The organism is Terrabacter sp. GCM10028922 (assembly GCF_042666095.1).
Classification (GTDB): Bacteria; Actinomycetota; Actinomycetes; order Actinomycetales; family Dermatophilaceae; genus Terrabacter.
The window spans coordinates 1-19,489 of sequence record NZ_JBHTFG010000024.1 but is presented as its reverse complement, the minus strand read 5'-3'; the positions used below and the strand labels follow the sequence as shown (position 1 = coordinate 19,489).

At 67.5% G+C, this 19,489-nt stretch carries 17 protein-coding genes; 6 read left to right on the top strand and 11 right to left on the bottom strand.

Going from position 1 to position 19,489, the window contains the following annotated elements; translation table 11 throughout:
• Positions 1-778: 778 nt before the first annotated feature.
• Together ACFQU3_RS19330 and ACFQU3_RS19325 are read right to left on the bottom strand one after the other, a co-directional pair.
• Entirely contained in the window at positions 779-2,659 is a 1,881-nt protein-coding gene (locus ACFQU3_RS19330; RefSeq protein ID WP_385912775.1) for an FGLLP motif-containing membrane protein, read from the bottom strand.
• A gap of 290 nt (positions 2,660-2,949) precedes the next feature.
• On the bottom strand, positions 2,950-3,543 hold the full coding sequence (locus tag ACFQU3_RS19325) for a GNAT family N-acetyltransferase (RefSeq protein WP_385912773.1): 594 nt from the start codon (positions 3,541-3,543) through the stop codon (positions 2,950-2,952).
• Between the two features lie 156 nt (positions 3,544-3,699).
• On the opposite strand from ACFQU3_RS19325, the gene ACFQU3_RS19320 reads away from it, so the two are divergent.
• Entirely contained in the window at positions 3,700-4,110 is a 411-nt protein-coding gene (locus tag ACFQU3_RS19320; protein ID WP_385912771.1) for an MmcQ/YjbR family DNA-binding protein, read from the top strand.
• A gap of 79 nt (positions 4,111-4,189) precedes the next feature.
• Here ACFQU3_RS19320 and ACFQU3_RS19315 read toward each other — a convergent pair whose 3' ends face one another.
• Positions 4,190-4,831: a hemerythrin domain-containing protein gene (locus tag ACFQU3_RS19315; protein ID WP_385912769.1), complete on the bottom strand. Its 642-nt coding sequence runs from the start codon at positions 4,829-4,831 to the stop codon at positions 4,190-4,192.
• 190 nt (positions 4,832-5,021) lie between these two features.
• On the opposite strand from ACFQU3_RS19315, the gene ACFQU3_RS19310 reads away from it, so the two are divergent.
• Positions 5,022-5,303: a DUF1905 domain-containing protein gene (locus ACFQU3_RS19310; RefSeq protein WP_385912767.1), complete on the top strand. Its 282-nt coding sequence runs from the start codon at positions 5,022-5,024 to the stop codon at positions 5,301-5,303.
• A 516-nt stretch (positions 5,304-5,819) separates the two neighbouring features.
• Here ACFQU3_RS19310 and ACFQU3_RS19305 read toward each other — a convergent pair.
• From ACFQU3_RS19305 to ACFQU3_RS19275, 7 genes are all read right to left on the bottom strand, one after another.
• Positions 5,820-6,656: a hypothetical protein gene (locus tag ACFQU3_RS19305; protein ID WP_385912765.1), complete on the bottom strand. Its 837-nt coding sequence runs from the start codon at positions 6,654-6,656 to the stop codon at positions 5,820-5,822.
• Complete coding sequence (locus tag ACFQU3_RS19300) at positions 6,653-7,219, bottom strand: RNA polymerase sigma factor (protein WP_385912763.1); 567 nt, start codon at positions 7,217-7,219, stop codon at positions 6,653-6,655. Before ACFQU3_RS19300 ends, ACFQU3_RS19305 begins: the two co-directional genes overlap by 4 nt.
• Positions 7,220-8,385: 1,166 nt before the next feature.
• Positions 8,386-9,543, bottom strand: coding sequence for a hypothetical protein (locus ACFQU3_RS19295; RefSeq protein ID WP_385912761.1), 1,158 nt, complete (start codon positions 9,541-9,543; stop codon positions 8,386-8,388).
• A 299-nt stretch (positions 9,544-9,842) separates the two neighbouring features.
• Positions 9,843-10,799, bottom strand: a complete 957-nt coding sequence (locus tag ACFQU3_RS19290; RefSeq protein ID WP_385912759.1) for an NAD(P)-dependent alcohol dehydrogenase — start codon at positions 10,797-10,799, stop codon at positions 9,843-9,845.
• 215 nt (positions 10,800-11,014) lie between these two features.
• Positions 11,015-11,401: a hypothetical protein gene (locus tag ACFQU3_RS19285; protein ID WP_385912757.1), complete on the bottom strand. Its 387-nt coding sequence runs from the start codon at positions 11,399-11,401 to the stop codon at positions 11,015-11,017.
• 422 nt (positions 11,402-11,823) lie between these two features.
• Positions 11,824-12,513, bottom strand: a complete 690-nt coding sequence (locus ACFQU3_RS19280) for a hypothetical protein (protein WP_385912755.1) — start codon at positions 12,511-12,513, stop codon at positions 11,824-11,826.
• A gap of 516 nt (positions 12,514-13,029) precedes the next feature.
• The gene (locus ACFQU3_RS19275; RefSeq protein WP_385912753.1) at positions 13,030-14,982 is read right to left on the bottom strand and encodes a hypothetical protein; all 1,953 of its coding nucleotides are present in this window, start codon (positions 14,980-14,982) and stop codon (positions 13,030-13,032) included.
• 860 nt (positions 14,983-15,842) lie between these two features.
• Between ACFQU3_RS19275 and ACFQU3_RS19270 the strand changes: the two genes are divergently transcribed.
• Entirely contained in the window at positions 15,843-16,253 is a 411-nt protein-coding gene (locus tag ACFQU3_RS19270; protein WP_385912751.1) for a nitroreductase family deazaflavin-dependent oxidoreductase, read from the top strand.
• Positions 16,254-16,357: 104 nt separating this feature from the next.
• Here the strand turns inward: ACFQU3_RS19270 and ACFQU3_RS19265 are convergent, their stop codons facing one another.
• Positions 16,358-16,951 carry a VOC family protein gene (locus tag ACFQU3_RS19265; protein ID WP_385912749.1) on the bottom strand — a complete coding sequence of 198 codons (594 nt, stop codon included), beginning with the start codon at positions 16,949-16,951 and terminating at the stop codon, positions 16,358-16,360.
• Positions 16,952-17,647: 696 nt separating this feature from the next.
• Between ACFQU3_RS19265 and ACFQU3_RS19260 the strand changes: the two genes are divergently transcribed.
• The 3 genes from ACFQU3_RS19260 to ACFQU3_RS19250 all read left to right on the top strand — a co-directional run.
• Positions 17,648-18,115, top strand: a complete 468-nt coding sequence (locus tag ACFQU3_RS19260) for a MarR family winged helix-turn-helix transcriptional regulator (RefSeq protein WP_385912748.1) — start codon at positions 17,648-17,650, stop codon at positions 18,113-18,115.
• 73 nt (positions 18,116-18,188) lie between these two features.
• Positions 18,189-18,854 (top strand): maleylpyruvate isomerase family mycothiol-dependent enzyme, encoded by a 666-nt coding sequence (locus tag ACFQU3_RS19255; protein WP_385912746.1) that lies wholly within the window; start codon positions 18,189-18,191, stop codon positions 18,852-18,854.
• A 308-nt stretch (positions 18,855-19,162) separates the two neighbouring features.
• Positions 19,163-19,489, top strand: a 327-nt coding sequence (locus ACFQU3_RS19250; protein ID WP_385912744.1) for a hypothetical protein, incomplete at its 3' end; no start/stop codon positions are given.

Below are 19,489 nucleotides of genomic sequence, written 5' to 3'. Positions count from 1 at the left end.
GAGCGGACCGTCGCGAGTTGCGATCGTGCACGTCCACGCCGGCGCCGAGGTATACCACATCGACTTCGAGGGTCACACCGACACGGACTTCGCCTACGAGGACAGCGATCGCATGGAGGCTCTCCAGGGCCGCATCGATCTTGCCGCAGCCGCCACACGAGGTCCCACACGGGTGACCCTGCGGTTTGCTGACGGCGTCGTGGTGCACTCGCAGCTGGTAGTCGACCCGGACGGACCCAACCGACTCGAGGGACGGACCACCTCCTGGCCGCTGCGGCGCCTTAAGGCACTTCTACAGGGGCATCGTCTAGCTGAAAAGGTCGTCGACCTACCGGCGGTCCGACGCTGACGCGTACTGCTCGCACGGCATCCGGAACTTCCCCATGCGCCGCGATCCGCTCGTTCGAGCCTTGGCCGGGGAGGCGCGTCTCACCGCCGCTATCGCCGCGGGCGACTCAACGGAGGAGAGTTCGCCGCTCTACGCGAAGGTCCCATCGAGCTGGTCCTCAGCCGGGTATTCGAGCGCGGAAGGCATCGCTACTTCCGACGGCGGCGAAAGAAATCCCTTCATCAGCCACTCCGGCCCTGCGGCGCCTGAGTCCGCACATCCCGAGCGACAGTCGCGACATGAAGGGAGGAGAGCCGCCGATGCCAGCGACGAACCCGCCCACCCTGAACCGAGCTTGGCGCAGGCATCGATCGCGCACGTCAGTGAAACATGTGGCGGCTCCTCGCATGGAGCATCCGACACACCGCTCTACATGGCATCGCTTCCAGCTCATGCCCCGATGTCGCCGCTGCTCGATGGCACGGGTTCAGGCGTGTAGCGGAACCAGGCCCAGAACGCGACGGAGCCGGCGCCAAAGAGGGCGAATAACGCCACCATCACCAGAACCTGGGGATCGGTGGTGTCGTTTCGGGTGCGCGGGTGGAAGGTTACGGCGATGAGCGCGAAGAGCGCGAAGGCGTACACGACCCGCCAGCGCGTCCGGCTCCACTCGTGAACCGCGTGTCCGTCGAGAAACGTGAGCGGCAGCAGCTGGAAGGCAAGCGCTTGGACGCCCACGACCACGACTGTCGCCAGCACCGCGTCGACCACCCGCTGGGCACCCGGGGCGCCGACCGTGGTGAGCGCCGAGTCGAGCGGCGCCCAGGCCAGCCAGGCAGTCAGCGACACGACAGCTAGAGCTGCGCTGCCGACCAGAACGGCGCGGGCCGACGTCGCCCGATCCATGCGCGAGGTCGTGAGGACCGCGTAGCCGGCGATCAAGCCGTAGACATAGCCCGGTTGGAACTGCCCGAGGAACGAAGCGACCGCACACACAAGAGCGATGACCAGCGCTGCGGGCAGGACCCGCAACCGGGCCGGCACGCGTCCCCCGCGACGTGCGTAGCGCTCCGCGGGTACCTCGAAGGCGAGGGTGACCAGCGGCAGGGCAACGAGGAAACCCGCCGCGTCCAACAGGGTTTGGGCTCCGTCCCGGCCGAAGTTGGGGTCGGTGAGGCCGTAGAGAACCGCACCGAGGACCGCGAAACCCGCGATCGCGACCGGTGCCGGCACATGGCTCTGCCGTCTGGGTCGCGGGACGCGCCTGAAGCCATGCCGCGCGAGGAAGACCTTGATGCGCTTCTCATTCTCCTCATAGGTTGCCTCGAACAGCTGCGCGGGGAAGCCGATGAGCAACATGAGGAGCACCGCCAACACGGCGGAGGTTGCGAGGTGTGTCGGGTCCATCAGCCCCGAATCCGTCGGAGGACGAAGCCAGGTGGCGACCGCAGCCCGCTTCTGTGGTCGGTCGAAGTCGTGAGGCTCGCCGGCCGCCCCGACGGCGGCCGGCTGTGAGGTGGTGGCGGTCCTGGTGGTCTCCCTCGCAGTCGACGACGTCGGCCGGGCAGAGCTGCTGAAGGTTCGAGTGGTCGAGGGCTGGCTGGACGTGGGCGGGATCGAGGTCGTTGTAGACAGCGCTTCCGTTGAGGTCTTGACCGGCCTCTGGACGCCAGTGCTGTCCGTGGAGCCTGCTGCGCCTGTGACGGTGAGGTCTACGGAGGGCAGCGCCTCGACGCCGCCGTCGGGTGCCGTACACGTCACCCCGACTCGGTGGGTGCCGGCCGTCGTGTCCGGAGGAACCATGAACTTGGTCGAGCCGCCGGGCACGCCACCGAACATCGTCCACGTCGAACCGACACCCTTCGAGTCAAAGGTCAGCTCTATCGTTCCCTCGCTACACGCTGCCGGTACCGGGCTGGCGGTCACCAGGATGGTGCCGCCCAGAGCGACGGTGCTGGGCTCGGCCACGACGGAGGATTGGGGGCGCTCTGGCTCGATGACCGTGACAGCAATGGAGGTGCCCTCCTCAGCCCTGGTGTAGAGGCAGGTGCTGGTTAGGACGTAGCCGCCGGGCGAGATCGGCGCGGTCACAGTTGCGGTGAAGTTGCCCCGGATTCCTTGAGCGCGAACAGTCACGCCATCACCGAAGCCGAGAGACACCTCGAAATAGCCGTCATGGCCCTGCCAATAGAGGAAGCAGTGCCCCGAACCCGTGACGAGCATCGTCGCGCCGACCGGTGCCGGGTCAGGCGTGACCGACAGCCGTGGGAGATCGGCAAGCACCATCGCGGCGCGGTCGAGAGCCGAACCGTTCGCGGGCACCCCGTTCACAGGGGGTGCGCTCCAGATCGCAGCCGCAAGCAGCACGGCTGACGTCAGCGCGGCGAGCCCGGCAACCGCCCACCACCGTGAGATCCGCACCGTCATCAATTCCATCACCGTCGCCCCTCGGTTCGCGGAGGGGCCACGAGCGCAGAGCCCCCGCCCTTCAGAGGTGTTCGCGTTCCGGCAAATACGCCAACGGCCCGCCGTGTGCGACTCGATCAGCGAGCGTCACTCCGCCGCGTAGAGCGATAGGCCCAGATACCGCTACTCCGCCTGGACTTGGACGGAACCGACTGTCAGGAGGACGCGCCGAGTCGGTGTCGCACCACCCTCCGGCGCAGGGTGGGCGACGCCTCGACCTCGTAGCCGGCGTCGAGGAAGACCTGGAGCAGCCCGACCGACGCCTCGTCCCAGATCACGGTCTTCCCCGGCGGCGGCTCGTTGGGGTAGCCCTCAAGGACGCGAGCGCCGACCTGCCTGCCGTACTCGACGGTTGCGGCGGCGAGCTCGTACATCAGTCCCTGTCGACGGAAGCCCTTACGCACGACGAAGCAGGTGACCGACCAGACGCCCTCGAGGTCGGGGTCCATCCGCATCCACGACTTCTGCCGGGACCAGATCCTCGGGTAGTTCTCCCGCGGCTCGACTGCGACCCAGCCGGCCGGCTCGCCGTCGAGGTACCCGACGAGGCCGGACGTGGGGCCGCTCGTGCCGCAGCCGGCCTGCTCCAGGAGCGCGGCGTCGCGCTCCTCCTGGGTCGTGTCGCGCCAGATCCAGCCCGGGACCTTGAGCGCCTGGCAGCGGCACTTGCGGGCGCCGCCGGCGTCGAACACGGCCTCGAGGTCCGCGCTCGTCGCGTCGTTGGCCGGTCGCCAGCTGAACTCGGGCACACCGCGAGACTAGTGGCGGGCCGCGCCAGTAGAGCCCTGACTATCAATGCGGTTCGACCGCGACAGGTGTGACCGCCCCTGGTGAGGGCGGCAGCGGCGGTGGGGACGCGCCCAGACGGGCGACCGCCTGTCGGCATGCGCTGGCAGACTCGGCGCGTGTCCAGGCCGTCGCGCATCGAGCCCTCCGGCGAGGTAGTCGCGCGGATCGCGTCCACTGCGTTGGCATTGCCCGACGCGTACGAGGAGGACGCCTGGACCGGCGTACGGTGGCGGGTCCGGAACAAGACCTTCGCCCACGTCCTGGTCGCCCAGGAGGGTTACACGTCGGCGTACCGCGACATGACCGGGGTGACCCAACCAACCACGGTGCTGACCTTCCGGTCATCCGGCGACGAGCTGTCGGCCCTGGCCAACGCCGGGCCGCCGTTCTACCAGCCGCCATGGTCGCCCACCGTCGTCGGCATGGTGCTCGACGACGACACCGACTGGGACGAGGTCGCCGAGCTGGTGACCGAGAGCTACCGGTTTTGCGCACCCCAGAAGCTGAGGCACCGACTGGACCATTGACTTTGAGCGGTCTGTAAAGCGCGTCTTTACGCCACGTGCCCTCCGGAGCCGACTTCGACCGGGTCTCGTGGCAGGACTCCTACCTGGTGGGCTGCCAGGCGGGCGCGACATCGCGGTAGTACGACCTGCCGGCAAGTCTGCTGAGCAAAAAGGTCACCGGCGCCGGAATCGTCGAGCGAAGGTAGGCCCGCTCCGCCTCGGGCATCCCGTCCTGGACCCAGGCCATGAACCGGCCCGAGTCGGTGAGGGATGCCGGTCGCAGCTGCTTCTCGACGGCCTTCCACTCGGGCGTCTCGAGGTGCGGGAGCATCAGCGGCTCGAGGTCGTTCTCCTCGTGATGCAGGTGCCGCTCGACGACCTCGTTCGCTCTCACGACGGCCTCCCTAGCGGCGTGGGCGTCGTCGGCAGACCCGGTCGAGGCGTAGGTGTCCATCGCCGTGCGCACCCCGGCGAGTGCGTCAGCCATGGCCTGATGCTCCGTCTCCATGACCCCGACCAGCTCGGTGGCCCCCTCCACCCTGGCCAGGAACGGAAACACGTGCCTGTCCTCCCCCTCATGGTGGTCCTTGAGCTGGTCGTGGAGGTTGGCGTAGGCCACCTGCAGCTGCCTGGCGCGGGCCCGGTCACCGTCGGGAGCGGCGGGGAGGGCAGACGCGAGGCGACCGAGGTCGCGACGCACCGCCGCATGGATGACGCGGTTCATCGTCATGGGACCTGTCATGCCCGAGACGATATCCATCCCGGCCGGAGACGAGGGCCGGAACCGGCGCAGTCGCGATCAGGCATGGGGCGCTCCTAATGTGAGGGAGCGGCGTACCGCCGCGAGCAGCCATCCTGCCGAGGGAACGTGACTAACGTGCCGCAGGCGCGAGTCCTTGACGCTTTCGAGAGCGGGGTGCTTGTCTGCACGGATGGGGCCGATCCAGTTCGCTGCGCGAATTCGATACTGGAACCCGGAAAGGGCCAGCGGTCTGGCTGTCTGTGACATCCCCGCCGAGCATGTGGCCGCCCTGGGTGGCCTGAAGCAGCAGCGCGTGCACGGGTTCATCGAGGGAGTCGAGTTCGCGTCGAATGTCATGCCCGCCGGAGGCGGCGCCCTGGCGCTCAGCGTCAGCAAAGCGATGATGGGTTCCGCCCAGGTCGGCGTCGGCGAACAGGCTCAGTTCGAGATCCACGCGGTCGGTCACCAGTAACCCCATTCGGGTCCAACAAGTCGGCCGCCCGGCACGGAGAACTACAGGGTCGTGTTCTCGAGGAGGTTCTTGAGGGTCTGGAGGTCTTCACCGAGCCAGGTCATTTCGCCGCCTACCGGGCGAAGCGCATATGCCTCTTGACGGCGATGCGTTGGACTATCAGTTACCTGAGTCGAGGCGGTACCGCCCGTCGCCGACCCGCACAAGTCCCTGTACGTGACAGCGTGCTGGCTAGCGCTGCGGGCAACCGTCGGTGGCTTCTGGATCTGGCTTGTCTACGCCGGCGCCTGGTGCAGATGGACCGTGAGGAGCGGGACCGCGCCGGCCTGATCACGCGGCGCGGGGTAGCGGCGAGGTCGAACGACGCGTAGCCGCCTGGATCCCGGGGGACGTCCAATGTCGGCACGACCGAACGGCGGCGGCAGATCCGGACGCAGCTGCTGCTTCGGCGCGAACATGAGGACAGTGTCTCCAGACGCGCCTCCTCGTCGGGCTAGCGAGGGCGGTTGAGCCGGGCTAGAGCGACAGCCGTGCAGTGCCGACGCTGCCGTCGCCGTAGGTCACGTCGACCTCGAGCCCGTCGCGTGGGAGCTCGTCGAGTTCGTCGCCGGGGAACCAGAGGGCAAAGTAGCCACCGGAGACGGTCGCCGCGACATCCCCGTGTGTCCGGCTTCGATAGACCACCCCGACAACGTCTGAGCCCGCTGTACCCGCGGCAAGGGAGATGTCACCAGCACGCATGGTCCCCGAACCCAAACTGATGGCGGTTAGATCGCGGGGGCCAAGGTGCACGTCCACGGTGGGACCTCCGACGGAGCCGATCATGTCTCTGGCGAACAGGTGGCTGGAGCTGTCCGTGACACACAGCGCAGAGAACCCATTCCTGCCCTTGAGGATCACGGTGGTCCACACGCCGCGACGCTCCGCGATGGCAGGTTGGGCGCTGTCGAGCTGGTCGGCATAGCCGGCCCCTGCCCCGTCTCGTTGCTGGTCGCGGCAGCTGTCGGCGCTGTCGGTGCGCTCGGATGCCGACATTCCTGCTGGCATGCGCGTCCAGCTGGCGAAGGCTTTGTCCCCGCCAGTCACTGCTGGCAGCGCCACTGCTCCCACGGTCAGCGCGAGCACCCCACCAGCCAGCGCCATCCTGCGTACAGGGCGGGTGGTCCGTGGCGGCCGGGTTGGCTTCTCGGAGAGGCCGGTAGGTGACCGAGGTTGACTTGGTTGGTCCGCTGACAGGTCGGTTTGCAGGATGCGCTGCAGGTCGTGGCGAGCTCGCGCGCTGGTGGGGTCTGCGATCCCGGAGGAAGGATCGAGCCTTCGGAGCATGGTGGTGATGTCGCGGTTGGAGGTCATGACGTCGTGGTCCTTTCAGGCAGGCCGGTGGGCGTGGTGTTCGCGCGCGGCAGGTGGTCGAGATGACGGCGCAGTGCTCGGCGGGCTCGGCTCAGGCGCAATCGGAAAGCAACGGGTGAGATGCCGATCACCACGGCGGCTTCCGGTGCCGGGAGGCCTTCGAAGACCGTGAGACTCAGCGCTTCTTGGTGAACTTCTGAGAGCCGGCGCCAGGCTGTGGAAAGGTCGACCCGGCTCACGACCGCCTCGACCTCAGCGGTGGCGTGAGGCAACGAGGCCGGGTCGGCCAGACGGATCCCCAAAGCGGAACGGCGCAGTTCTCCTCTACGCTCATTCAGCAGGATGTTCCGGGCGATGCCGAAGACCCACGCCCGAGCGCCATCGAGATCGCCCGGTGCGTCCTGGAAGCGGCGCCAGACCACGAGGAACACATCGGCGACAACATCCTCCGCGCGATCGTGATCAGTACGGCGCTGGACGAACTTGACCAGATCCCCGTACACCTCTTCGTACAACGACTTGAACGCGTGCTCCTGCTCAGCAGAGCGCGAGGGGTGAGTCATACCTGGTACCTGTCCGCCACCCGCGTAAGTGTGTCGCAGCAGTCGCTGCACCCATTCTCCGAGGTTCGCGCAACCAGCTGCTCACGGACGCCTGACGTGATGGATCGACCCGCATAGGCCGACTGCACGAGTGACTGCGCAGCGCTGCTGGATGAAGAGGCGGGGACCGTGAAGCCGTTGCGGGTCACCGATGCCAAGCAGGCGCGGGACTTCGCCGTGAAACTCCTACACATGTTCGGCATCCCAGTGGACCCCATGATGACAACGGGATCAACCTTTCGGGCGAGTCCGACGAACCCGGCCGCGAACGTTGTTGCTGCATGGAGGATTTCGGCATCGCCGGTCTGACGGCGCGCCGTGATGAATGGCCTGGGTAATGGATCCAGTTCTGTCTGAGCACACCGCGCGGACGTGCCCAGGTAGCCCTCAGCCTGACCTCAACAAACCCGACATGCAGCTCTGTCGGGAGGCGCGTCTTGCCGCCCCGGGGCGGGCGACCTGCGCGGGCGTCGTACGCGGCGGGAGTATCGTCGCTAACGGCGGCGTCGCCTAGCAACCCTTCCCAAGGGCCCCTGAGGCGGCGCCGTGCATGAGGTTGCTCTGCTCGCCGCCTCGTGCAGGGGGTACACGACCAGTCCGGCCGGTCGGTATTCGCGCGTTCACCGGTGGCTCCTCTCGGTGGTCGGGGTGGCAATTCCGAGAGCAAGGGCCGCACCGTCCTCAACCATGCCGCGACGTATCTCCAGTTCCGCAAAGACGGAGAGAACGCCTGCACATGCCGCGGGCCCTCGATCGAGGCATGGTCGGAAGCTGCGTCTTTCGGCCGCTGAAGCCCGCGCGCGCAGATCTTCCCAGATGCGCCTCGGCATTGTGCGGACGCGTCTCAGGTGACTGGTGGCGGGGCTTCAGGGCCGTGGGCCTCGGGATCTTCGTCGGGCTCGACGGTGCTGCTCTCTCGGTTGGTGCTACCGATCTCGACGCCGGGGGCTTCGTGGTCCGGGCCCTCGCGCTCCGCCTGTTCGAGGTTGGTATTGGTCGCGTACTCGCTTTGTCATTTCCGACCTACCGCCGCGATTGCGCTCGTGGAACCGTCCGCTCCCATGAGCGCGCACCAAGGGCGAGGCATCACGCGGTCTGCGCTGATGCACGCTTGGCGGCGAGGGTGTTCAGTGATCCACGACAGAACGCGTCGCACGTTCACCGAGTGTCAACAGAAATCGGAAGGTCTCACACCAGGTGTCCATGACCGCGTCCACGTCACCGGACTGCTTCTCGGCCATCTCTTCCGGCCATCGGTACACCTCGCCGAAGTCGGGGCAGAGCCGCGCGATGAAGCATGCCGCGTACGACAGCATCTGCAGGGCCCCGGTGGCGGCCGCCGCGAGTCGGACATCCTTGTCGTCACCCCGCCACCCGTAGGCACGCAGCCCGGCGAGGTAGGCCTCAGCGGCAGTCTCATCGTGTTCCTCGGCGTCGCTCGGCTGGACAGCGCCGAGGAAGAGGTTGACAGCGATGTGGTGCCCGAGGTCCTCCCCGACAGGCGCGGTGCCCAAGAAGCTCCAGTCGATGGCGACCGTGCGACGCCCCTCCGGCCCGGTTTCACAGAACACGTTGTGCCACTGGGTGTCGTGGTGGGCAACCGTCCGAGGCAGCGCGTGCAGTCGATCCAGCAAAGGTTCTGCGACACCCATCAACTCAGCGAAGGAAGCGCGCGCCGAGGCCGGGAGCCGCTCTCGCAACAGGGGATGGTCCCAGCAGCCGTCGTGGGCCACGGCGTGATCGGCCCCGAGGACGCGGGCCGTTCCGACCCATCCGCGCAGCCACCTGCGCGCCGCCCACGGCAGGGACTCTACGTCGCCGACCATGGCGAGGCCCTGCGCCGAGAACGCTCCCCAGTCGTGCGCCGAGACGGCCAGCTCCTCGAGCGACCAATGAGGTCGGCGGGACGTGGTGTCAAGCTCCTCCAGCCAGAGCCACGCGGTCGTGTCGTCGATGTCTTCGGTGCCCCAGCACCTCACCGGTCGCAACGGCCAGGTGAAGCGGTCGGGCAGGCCAGAGCGATAGGCCAGCACCTCCCGTCGCCAGTAGTTCCAGTCCCCCGGCAGCTCGGCGTACCCGAACTCCAGCGCTGTCCCCGTGAAGTCGGGATGCTGGATCACCTTCAGGATCACCCGCCAGGGCCGCGCCGGACCCGGCACTACCTGCGCGGTGCCGACGACCCGATACAGCCCGGCCGTGAGTGGGTTGACGAGCTCCACATCGAGCGGCTCACACGACCATTCCAACGGCCGCGCATCCGGCACGTCGAGGGCCCGGCGCACCACGGGCGTGAGCTGCTCGACCGTCAGTACCGGGAGGTTCATGTACTCGCGCGGACGGTTCCGGCCGCGCAGCAGCCTCTCCGCGGCTCATCTCGCGACCAGGTGTTCAGATAGGTCTGCATGTGACTCGTCTTCGGTGACGAAAGGACATGTGGGACCTGCATTTTACGGCCGCAAGGCTGGTTGATATATCGGGGTTCTAGCATCTTCAGGATCGCTTGATGGCCGAGCGTCGCGCCTCACTCGAAGCCGTACACGCGTGCTGCCGCCCGCGGAGGGATTCCCGCGCCGACACCCGCGTTTCAGGTTGGGGTGACGACGACCTTGCCGAGGGCGCGGCCCTCACCGACCTGGGCGAGCCCGTCCGGGACCTCATCGAGCGTGCAGATGCGGTCGATGTGGATGCCCACCTGACCAGCGACGCACAAATCGGTCAGCGACTGGAAGTGTGCTGGGCCCGGCTTCACGACCAGCACCCCAAGGCTGCGGCCCGTGACCATCCCCGCGGCCGCGCCGATCGTGAGCACCCGGAGCAGCGCCCGGACGGACCCGCCGACACATCGGTACCGGCCACCGGGAGCGAGCGCGCGACGGTAGGCGAACACCGACCGATGGGCCACGAGGTCCAGGATGAGGTCGTACGCCTCGTGGCTCCGGGTGAAGTCGTCGCGGCGGTAGTCGATCACCTGATCGGCACCGAGCGTTCGCATGAACTCCAGCTTGTCGGCGTTGTCGACGCCGGTGACGTGCGCACCCAGACGTTTGGCCAGCTGGATGGCGAATGAACCGGATCCGCCGCCCGCACCGTTGATGAGCACTCGCAGCCCCCTGGCGGCACCCGCCGTGCCCTGAAGCGCGATCGACCCGGCCTGCGGGATGGTCGAGGCCTCGGCGAAGTTGAGCGCAGGCGGCTTGTGGGCCAGCGCCGACTCGGGTGCGACCGCGTACTGGGCGAAGCCGCCCATGAGCTGCAGGTTGTCGCCGTAGACCTCGTCACCGGGCTGGAATCGAGTCACGCCACCGCCGACGGCCTCCACAAGGCCGGCGATGTCCGAGCCGAGCGTCGGACGTCGCGGCGCGCGCAGCCCACCCAACCGGGCGTAGAAGGGCGAGCCACGCAGGCCCTCCCAGTCGCTGAGGTTGATCGACGTTGCCGCGACCTTCACCAAGACCTGCCCGGCAGCGGGCGACGGAGTCGGGACGTCCTCGACACGCAGCACGTCGGGGCCGCCGTACCGCTCGTACACGACGGCCTTCATGTCCCCTCCACCGCGGCCATCCCTCGATCCTGTCAGGTCGGCTTCAGAGCGACGACCCGCCACAGCCCTTGCTCTTGACACGACCTCGGTCGTGCGGTCGGCGGAGCGACGCCCACTGCAGCGGATCCGGCCTCCGATCAGCAGCCGCGTCAAACCGCCGCTTGTCGGCGCGCACGGTTTCACTGCATGTCGATGAGCGGACCGCCCGGTCGGACTCACTCTTGGGGGCTGTCTCCCGTTCGAGCGACGCGCTCGCGACTCAGATACCGAACCGGCTTGCCGAGCGACTCCGCGTAGGCAATCTCCCGTCGGGTTGACTCACCTACGTAGCCGCCCGGATCCACGATGTACACCTCGTCAGCCATGCGAATCTTTTGGAAGTGCACGCCCCCGAGCCGCTTCTTCAGGTCTGAGCTGTCGGCTGTCCAGTCGTAGTACGGCAGATCGGGGAGGCTGAACATTCCGAGGCTGATCACGACGCAACCTTCCATCGTGAGCCGCTGGTTGACCTCCGCGAACTCAGCCTCAAACTTGGTCGAGCCGCAGAGCGTGATGACCTTCGCCTCACCCTCGGCCGACTGCGGCGACTGCTGGTCCTCCATGAGGTTCATGATCGCTGAACGGCAGGACGAGTCCATCGCCGCCCCCCGGACGTCCGCTTCTGCCGCCGAGGCGCAAGTGCGGTGGTTGTAGAACTTGCGGTGCAGTTCGGCCTCGCAGTCACCCGGAAGGGGAAGAGCAGCGTGAGCGGGGCGGCGTGCCGCATCTTCCGAGGAATAGCGGCCCCCCGGCCGAACGGCTCGGGTGGCGTCTCGGAACCGTGCCGTGATTCTTGAGGAACTAGTACCCGAAGAGGTCGACGGGCTGGTACCGCGACATGAAGAAGGCCTTCGCAGACCTCCCCGAGGACTGAGGTCGGGCACGCGCGCCTCTGACGCGAAGGCGTACGCGCTACGCCCCCCTCCGCTCGTAAGGGTGCGGGAGGTCGGCGCCCGGCCTCCCGCACCCTCGCTCTGGTGACGCCTCAGAGGTCCGGCGGCGGGTTGCGGAAGATCTCGATCCACGTCTGGGCGCGGTTGTAGACCGTGGGCACCTGCCTGATGAAGTTGTCCGTCGGGCAGGTCTTGCCCGGCGAGCTCGACCACACCGCACCGGTCTGGTCGCGACACCACGTCCGTCGCAGGTTGGGGTCATAGGTGCCGAAGTTGCCGTCGATGCCGAGCCGGTGCCAGGCGAGCCCGCTGAGGTTGTCGACGGTCGCGATGCGATTCGGCACACCGCAGAAGAGGTGCGCCCACGCGAAGATCTTCGCGATGTTCGTCAGCTGTGAGTCGGTCATGGAGTCCCCGACGATGCCCGCGTGCTCCACGGAGATCGTCGACGAGCTGCCCTCGAGGTCGGCAGCAGCTCGACAGTCCATCGTCTGGTGCTGGCGCGGAGCGCCGGAGCGCGGGTTGTAGAAGTGCGCGTAGGAGTCGCCCGGCCCCTTGCCCGGACCGTAGATGTCCGCACTACTGGTGACGGCGATGTGGATCGTGACCCGCCGAGGCGTCATCGCCGTGGTCGACCGATCGGTGATCGGGTCCCAGACCGCGAACTCCGCCCGCCTGCTCTTGATGAGCGCCTCGGCGGGTGACGCCGACAGTCCGGTCGCCGCGAGCGCGGCTGATCCGACGATGAGGGATCTTCTTCCGACTTTTCCCTGTCCGTCCATGTCTCGGAACGTAGAGAGGCTGGGGCAGCGACTCATGAGTGCCCCGACTCTGTTCACCATGCTCGGTGAGGGACCGGGTTGAGTAACCCTCGCGGCCGCGCCCGGGGACCGCCACAGCCAACCCATCATGACCGAAAACGCTGCAAAGCTTAGGTATTCGATAACGCCCTTCCCCAACCCACCGGCCAGATCTGGAAGCCGGTGACCTAGGCACGGACACCTGATCGCCTCGAACTCTGGACTTGTTCGAGCTTCGGCCGACGAGGTGCGGCTTACCGCCGCGTCAAGGCGCCGACTGTGGGGCAGTAGACGCGCTGGCCGACGACGACTACCCGGTCGCCACCGGACTTGCCCTTCCGGGGGCCCGGTTCGCCTGGTGGCCCGTTGTGGTGGCCCAGATCGTGCCATCGGCCGCGCGCCGTGGCTCCGATGCGATGCGCAGCTGATGACGGGACGGCGACGCGGACACATGGTCCGCCTCGCCGTCCTTGCTTCGATCACGTGCGAAAGGGACGGTCACCCCCGACCGGTGGTGCAGAACGTCTTTGACGTCGTGTACCCCTGGTTGTCGATGAGGCCCGTCGTGAGCGCCGCCCGGGTCGAGAGCGACGCGGTGTAGGAGCAGGGCTGCCACCCGGTCGTGTTCTCGTGGTCGGTTCCGAAGCCGCCCCGTGGCACGGTGCCTCCGGCCACGGCCCCGGGGGCCGAGGGAGAGGCGCTCGTGATGTCGACGGACCACGCAGCCATGAGCTCGTGATCTGCGGTGTAGTCGAGGTCCAGGGCCGAGGTGATGGGGCTGCACGCCCCGGCGCCCGGGCCGTGGAACTGCTGGATGTCGAGGAGGTTGAGCTCGCGCCAGTTGCTGATGTGCACCCGGGTGAGGGTGTTGGAGTGATCCGGAGGGCTCGCCGGCCCGGCGACCCGGGTCGCCTCGAACACGATCCCGATGTCCTGGCCGGTCTGGGCGGGCGATGCGCTCTGCCCGGCTGGGTTGGCGCTCGTCGGCATGCCTCCGGGTACGTCGTCGGTGGTGTCGAGACCCATCAGTGTGGTGAACCCGCCCGAGATGGAGGCCGGGTCGACGACCACCCAGCCGTTGGGGTCGGGGACGAGGGTGTGGATGTCGGGGCCGTACCAGGGGTCGCCCGGAGCGGGCGGCGGCTGCTCTGCAGTGGGGGCACCCGCGATGGCGATCGTCTGGAAGGTGGAGACGTTGGCTGCGCCCGCGACCCCCGACAGGTTCTGCGGCCACGAGACGATCCGGGACCCGGCGTCGACCGGGCAGACCCTGCTTCCCGTGATCGGGGTCGACGTGCCGGCCAGGACGAAGCGGTACCGCATGGCGGTGCCGTCGATGGGTGATGCCGTGGGGCAGTAGCCGCGCAGCTCGAGGCAGTCCTGGAAGGCGAAGCCCGGGCCTCCGTTGAAGTACAGCCCGGTGAAGGAGAGGCCCTTGTTCGTCAGGCCGGTGCCGGAGTCGATGTCGGCGTAGATGTCGAAGTGCCCGATGTGCGTGAACCAGGGCTGCAGGACCGGTGTGCAGACGCACCGGCACAGGAGCGTGCAGTGCCACGAGCAGATCCAGTGGCAGAGCTGCACACAGAAGCGCTCCAGTCCGAACTCCTTCACGAGGGAGGCGAACCGATCGACATCCTCGCGCTCAACGGCGTCAGCGACGGCGGCGAGGGCTTCCGGCTTCTCGGACAACCGGCTGATCGCCTGCCCGAACTCGAACGCCTCGCTCAGGGAGAGGTCCATCTCCGTGACTTGGAAGGGGCGGCACAGGATGATGCAGACCCGGACGCACCTCCACGAGCAGAAGAACTCGCAGATCCACTGGCACCGGTCCGCCAACCCGAGACGGTCGAACACGCCCTTGACGAGCTCACACCGGCCGGCGAGTGCGGCCTTGCTCACCTCGGCGAAGCCCGCTTCGTCCGCGGCCAGCGCGGCGATGGCACGGCCCGCGCCGGCGAGCTCATGCACGAGATGGCGCGAGAGCACCCCGTCCGGGTCGTCGAGCCGCTCGCAGCGGAGTCGGCAGTAGACGCGACAGACCCAGTGGCACACGAGGTGGCAGAACGGGGTGAGCTCGAGCTCCTTGACCAGCGACTGCCACGCGCGCGGGTCCAGCTCGAGCACCGGTTGCACGAGGCGTTCGAGGAGCTCCTCGTCGCTCGTCAGCTTGACGATCACCTCGGCGAGCTCGCGCGGCTCGGGGATGCGGTCCAGTCTTGGCGGTCCGCAGAGACGCCAGCAGAGGCGCACGCACTCCTTGCTGCAGAGCCAACCGCACAGGAGATCCTCGTGCTCGAGGACGGAAGCCTTCGCGAGGATCCGTCGGTAGGAGTCGGCGTCCCCGGCAAGGAAGGCGTCATACCAGGCGCGGAAGCGGTCCTCGTCGTCGGTCAGCCCGCGCAGGGCCTCGGCCGCCAGATTAAGGTCCGCCGCAAGATCGAATTCGGACATGGCAAAGTCATTCTCCTCGATCAGCGCATGCGCCTCGGCCGACATGCGGGGAGACGCGATGCCGAACGCCCGGTCGTTGGCCGGCCGGGCCGTTGAGTGTCAGCGCCGCAGCGACTGCAGGCGTGGGTGACGGTGCCGTCCGGAAGCCGGGCGGTCAGAGAAAACCTCGCGCGGGAAGCTCACGAGCCTCCGCGCGTCGTGCGTCATGGCGAAATGCAACCCATCCATGTCCCCCGATCGGTAACGGATGTGGTGTGGATCCCGAGACGGCTTCACCCAGTCCGGGTGGCCTCACACGTACCCTCATGGTCGCACCGGAGCCGCTGCGCCGTGGGCACTTCCATCAAAATGGACGAAATCGGGACACACTGCGCACAACCGACCTGCCGCGAGTGCTCGGCACGACGACATGGGCGCCCAGCACGGTCATTCGTAGTCCCGGCCGAGCGCAGCAGTGAGGCCTCGGTCACCGAATCGCCGACAGTGTTCAGAGATGAGGCGTTCCCTTGCAGTCAGCCGGCCTCCGCGCGGGTGTGCGGACCAGGATGATCTCGTGAGCTTCCCAAGGAGTGTCAACGACCACTGGAAATGGACCCCTTTGCGACGGCAACCCAGCCCAGAGCGCACTCCCCTGCCGCACCGCGGTGGTGCGTCCCTTTCGCCGCGTCAGGACCACGGCCCTCGCGGCGCGGGCGGTGACCCTTCGCATGCGTATTCGACGACTCGCCCGGTGATTCCCTCAACATATTCGTGAACCAGGCCGCCACGTCGCTCAACTCGTGGTGACAAGACGGAGCCCCGCGCACAGCCCGCCACTCGCCGTACAGTGGCGGTAACGGTTCAGTCGAGAGGATCGCGCCGTGGACCCCGACAGTTCTCTGAGTGAAACCACCCGGGCCGCGTTGAACCACAGTCAGCTCATCGATCTGACGACGACGGGCCGGCGGACCGGTCAACAACGGCGCATTGAGATCTTCCTGCACAACGACGACGGCCAACTGTTCATCACCGGGATGCCCCGGGCTGACCGGACGCGTGACTGGATCTACAACATCGAAGCCGACCCCCATGTCGTCGTTCACCTGAAGCAGTCGGTCGTCGTCGACGTGCCCGCGACGGCGCGAGTCGTCACCGACCCTGACGAACGCCGGCCTTTCATCGAGGCGGCCGCCAGGCGTTGGCGGCGCACAGATGTGCCGAACATGCTCCGGCACAGCCCACTCATCGTGCTTACCATCGACAACCCCGCTGACCCTGCGCCAGGCCTGTAGTGGCTCCACATCCGCAAGTGACGAAGCTAAGCCACACCGCCGCGAGCCAGGTCCGGACCCGGCTTCCGGGCGTTGTTTAGCGTCTGCCGACTTCCGGGCGTCTCTCAGCGCAGCAGAGGGTTCGGGCCTGTTGCGGTCACGAGCCGCTGGGGTACCCAGTCGTCGACGTGATGGAACCCATCGTCGAAAGGGCCAGCATCGAGCTCGACGGATGCCCTCAATGAAAGTCGATAGAACTTCACGTGGGTGAAGTCCTCGAACAAGATGTAGACGGGGTCGGGTGTGCTGTTCGGGCCCTGGAATTGCTGTCCTGTGAGGACGGGCTTGTGGGCTCCGACGAACGCGTCGAAAGTGTCACCGACCACGACGCCGAGGTGCTCCAACCCCATCTTGTAGACGCGCTGGTGCACGGGCGGGATGAGCTCGATGAGCGGAAGGAGCTTGCCGTCCAGGACTTCGAGCGGCTCTGCGGGAACGATCAAGGAGATCGGGCGGCCGTTCCAGACGTTCTCGCGATTAGCAACCGCGTGGCGTTCGAGCAGGTTCCGCACATGCGCGTACTGGTCCCACTCCGGCACGCGGACGGCGAGGTGGCTGAGCGGGTACGGGCGGATGTCGATGCCCCGGGCGAGCAAGCGGTCGTGCTGCTGCGCGGCGAACGCCCGATAGTCCCCGATGATGTCCACCGGATCGGCCATCGCCGCCTCCTCTCGGCCGCCATCGTATGACGGGGTGGGCGCCGGACGCATCAGGCCGCCGCTCGCCAAACGCCCGGACATCAGCATGAGGTGTTTAGCCTCAAGGGCTGGGCGGTGCCGATGTCTCGTCGTCGGTCCCTGCATCGGTGATCGAGCTCGTGCTCGGCAGCGTGTGATCGGGTTGTGTCGACGACGGGACGGGGCTGCCTGTGATGACCGACGAGATACCGCAAGCGGTCTCAATGCCGCGGAAGGTTCACCCCGCCAACGCTGGACACGAAACGCGGCAGCCTACCGGGCTTTGGGTCTTCGACCCCCTGGGCGAGTGCGTCCTGCCAGCCGTCTCGATCCCGTACTGCCCGGTGCTGCGCCCGATGTGGGAACGGGCGCTGGGTCGCCAGCGCGGCAACGAGTAAGCGCGAGTCGGACCGGTCGAGACGTCCGGAACTGCCGGCTGAGGGCGCGGCAATATCGAGATTGACGCCGGTCTCCCCGAGACCAGCCGTCCCGGGGTGGGGCCGTCCTCCGTGACGTGGCTTTGACGGTTCGAGTCGTAGCGCGGCTGGCAGCTAGGGAGGCGAAGACCGTGACCGGCATTGATGCCCCGACCACGATGGTGGAGCCTGCCACCGTGCGCGCCAGTACGGTTGTCTGACTACTCTCGGATGCTCGAGCGGTGGCGAAGGGGGCGAGCACATGGATGCGTCAAAGTCGGAGGCCGACGTCGCGGACGATGAGGATCTGCCGATCGGCGTTCTGCTGTTCATCCTCGCCCGAGCGATGGAGGCCGCGAACATCAACGCGCTGGCTCGAGCCGGCTACACCGACATGACGATCGCGCAAGCACGCATCGCCGCCCGAATAGAGCCGGGCGGGTCGCGGGTCACCCGGCTCGCCGAAGCCGCTCAAGTGACCAAACAGACCGCCGGTTTCCTCGTCGAGCAACTGGAACGCGCGGGCTATGTCGAACGAGTCCCGGACCCGACCGACGGCCGCGCAATGTTGGTCAAGCTTGCCGCCCGAGGCCACGCGGCGCGAGAGGCGGTCCTCCCTGCCCTCGCCGAAGTCGAGGCGCAATGGCTGGCCCACATCGGACCCGAGCGAATGGCCCAACTGCGCGAGACGCTGAAGCTGTTGCGCGCCGTTGCCGACCCTTATCTCTAGGACCCACACCACTTGAAATTAGACAGATTATCTGTCTAACCTAGGGAGGGACGCTCGAGTCCAGAGGAGCATCATGGGCACCACGGAGAGCATGGGCATCGACCCCAGCTGGCAGGTGGTCGTCAGCCAGCGGCTGGCCATTGCTGACCTGCTGGCCGGACTGTCCGAGGCGGACTGGGAGCAGCCATCGTTGTGCGCCGGGTGGCGGGTGCGTGACGTCGCCGCCCACGTGACCCTGATCCCCCTAGCGCCCTCGCCAGGCAGTCTGCTGAACGACTTCGCGAAGGCCCACGGCAACTATGCCCGATTCAACACCCTGGCCAGCCGGCGACGCGCGGCGCGCACGCCGACCCAGCTCGTGCAGGACTTGCGGACCACCGCCGAGTCGCGCTCGGTCCCCTGGCCCGCCAATCCCGCCAATGTGTTGTGGGACATCCTGGTGCACGCTCAGGACATCGCGATCCCGTTGGGAATCGACTTCCCCACCCCACCCGACGCCGGTGCCGCCGCCGCTAACCGGATCTGGGAGCTCCGCTGGCCGTTCTCGTTCGGGGCCAAGCGACGGCTGGGCTCGTTCACGCTGAAGGCAACCGACGCGGACTGGACCATCGGCGCCGGCCCTGAGATTGCTGGGCCGATCTCCGCGATCCTGCTCATCCTGACGGGCCGCACCGAGGCGGCAATCCCTCTTCTGACCGGCGAGGGCGCACGCTGCCTCGCGACTTTCCGACCCAGCTAGACCACCGGGATCCCTGCTACCCAACCCTCCGCCCCGGGGAATCTGGGTCCCGAAGCAGCTCATGGCCTACCCACACATGTTTGCTCCCCCCATCGGCGCGCCCGGACAGCGCGTCACACCGCCGCTGTCGACCGGCCAGGCTTTCACCCTCATGCCGATGAGCGCTCATTCGGTTCGCACTCGTCGCAGCACGGGATGTTCCGCTCGACCACGAGCCGCTAGGTCACGGTTGCCGCACACTACGGTGCGGTCCGGCAGCGCTCCGGCGCGTCCCCGTCTAGCCTGACCCGTCAGGGAGGCGGGTGGTGATGGGAACGACTCAGACCGTAGGGCGGACGGCGCTGCAGGTTGCCCTCATCGGTGCCGGCGTGGCCATCGTTGGCTACGTGGTGCTGCTGGTCTTCGTCGGCTTGGCCATGCAGGAACCGGACCGTCACATGACTGTGGTCAACACGAGCGGCCGGCCGTTGCTCATCGAGCGCGCCGCCGAACCCCTTCCCGGCGCAACGCGGCAACGCATGCTGGTGTGGCGCAGCACGGGATGGGAGATCAACCGTCAGTGCGAGCAGGACCAGCTGGTGGCTCGCGACCTGCAAGGCGCAGTCGTCGCCAGCCGCGACAGCGCCTGCGGATCG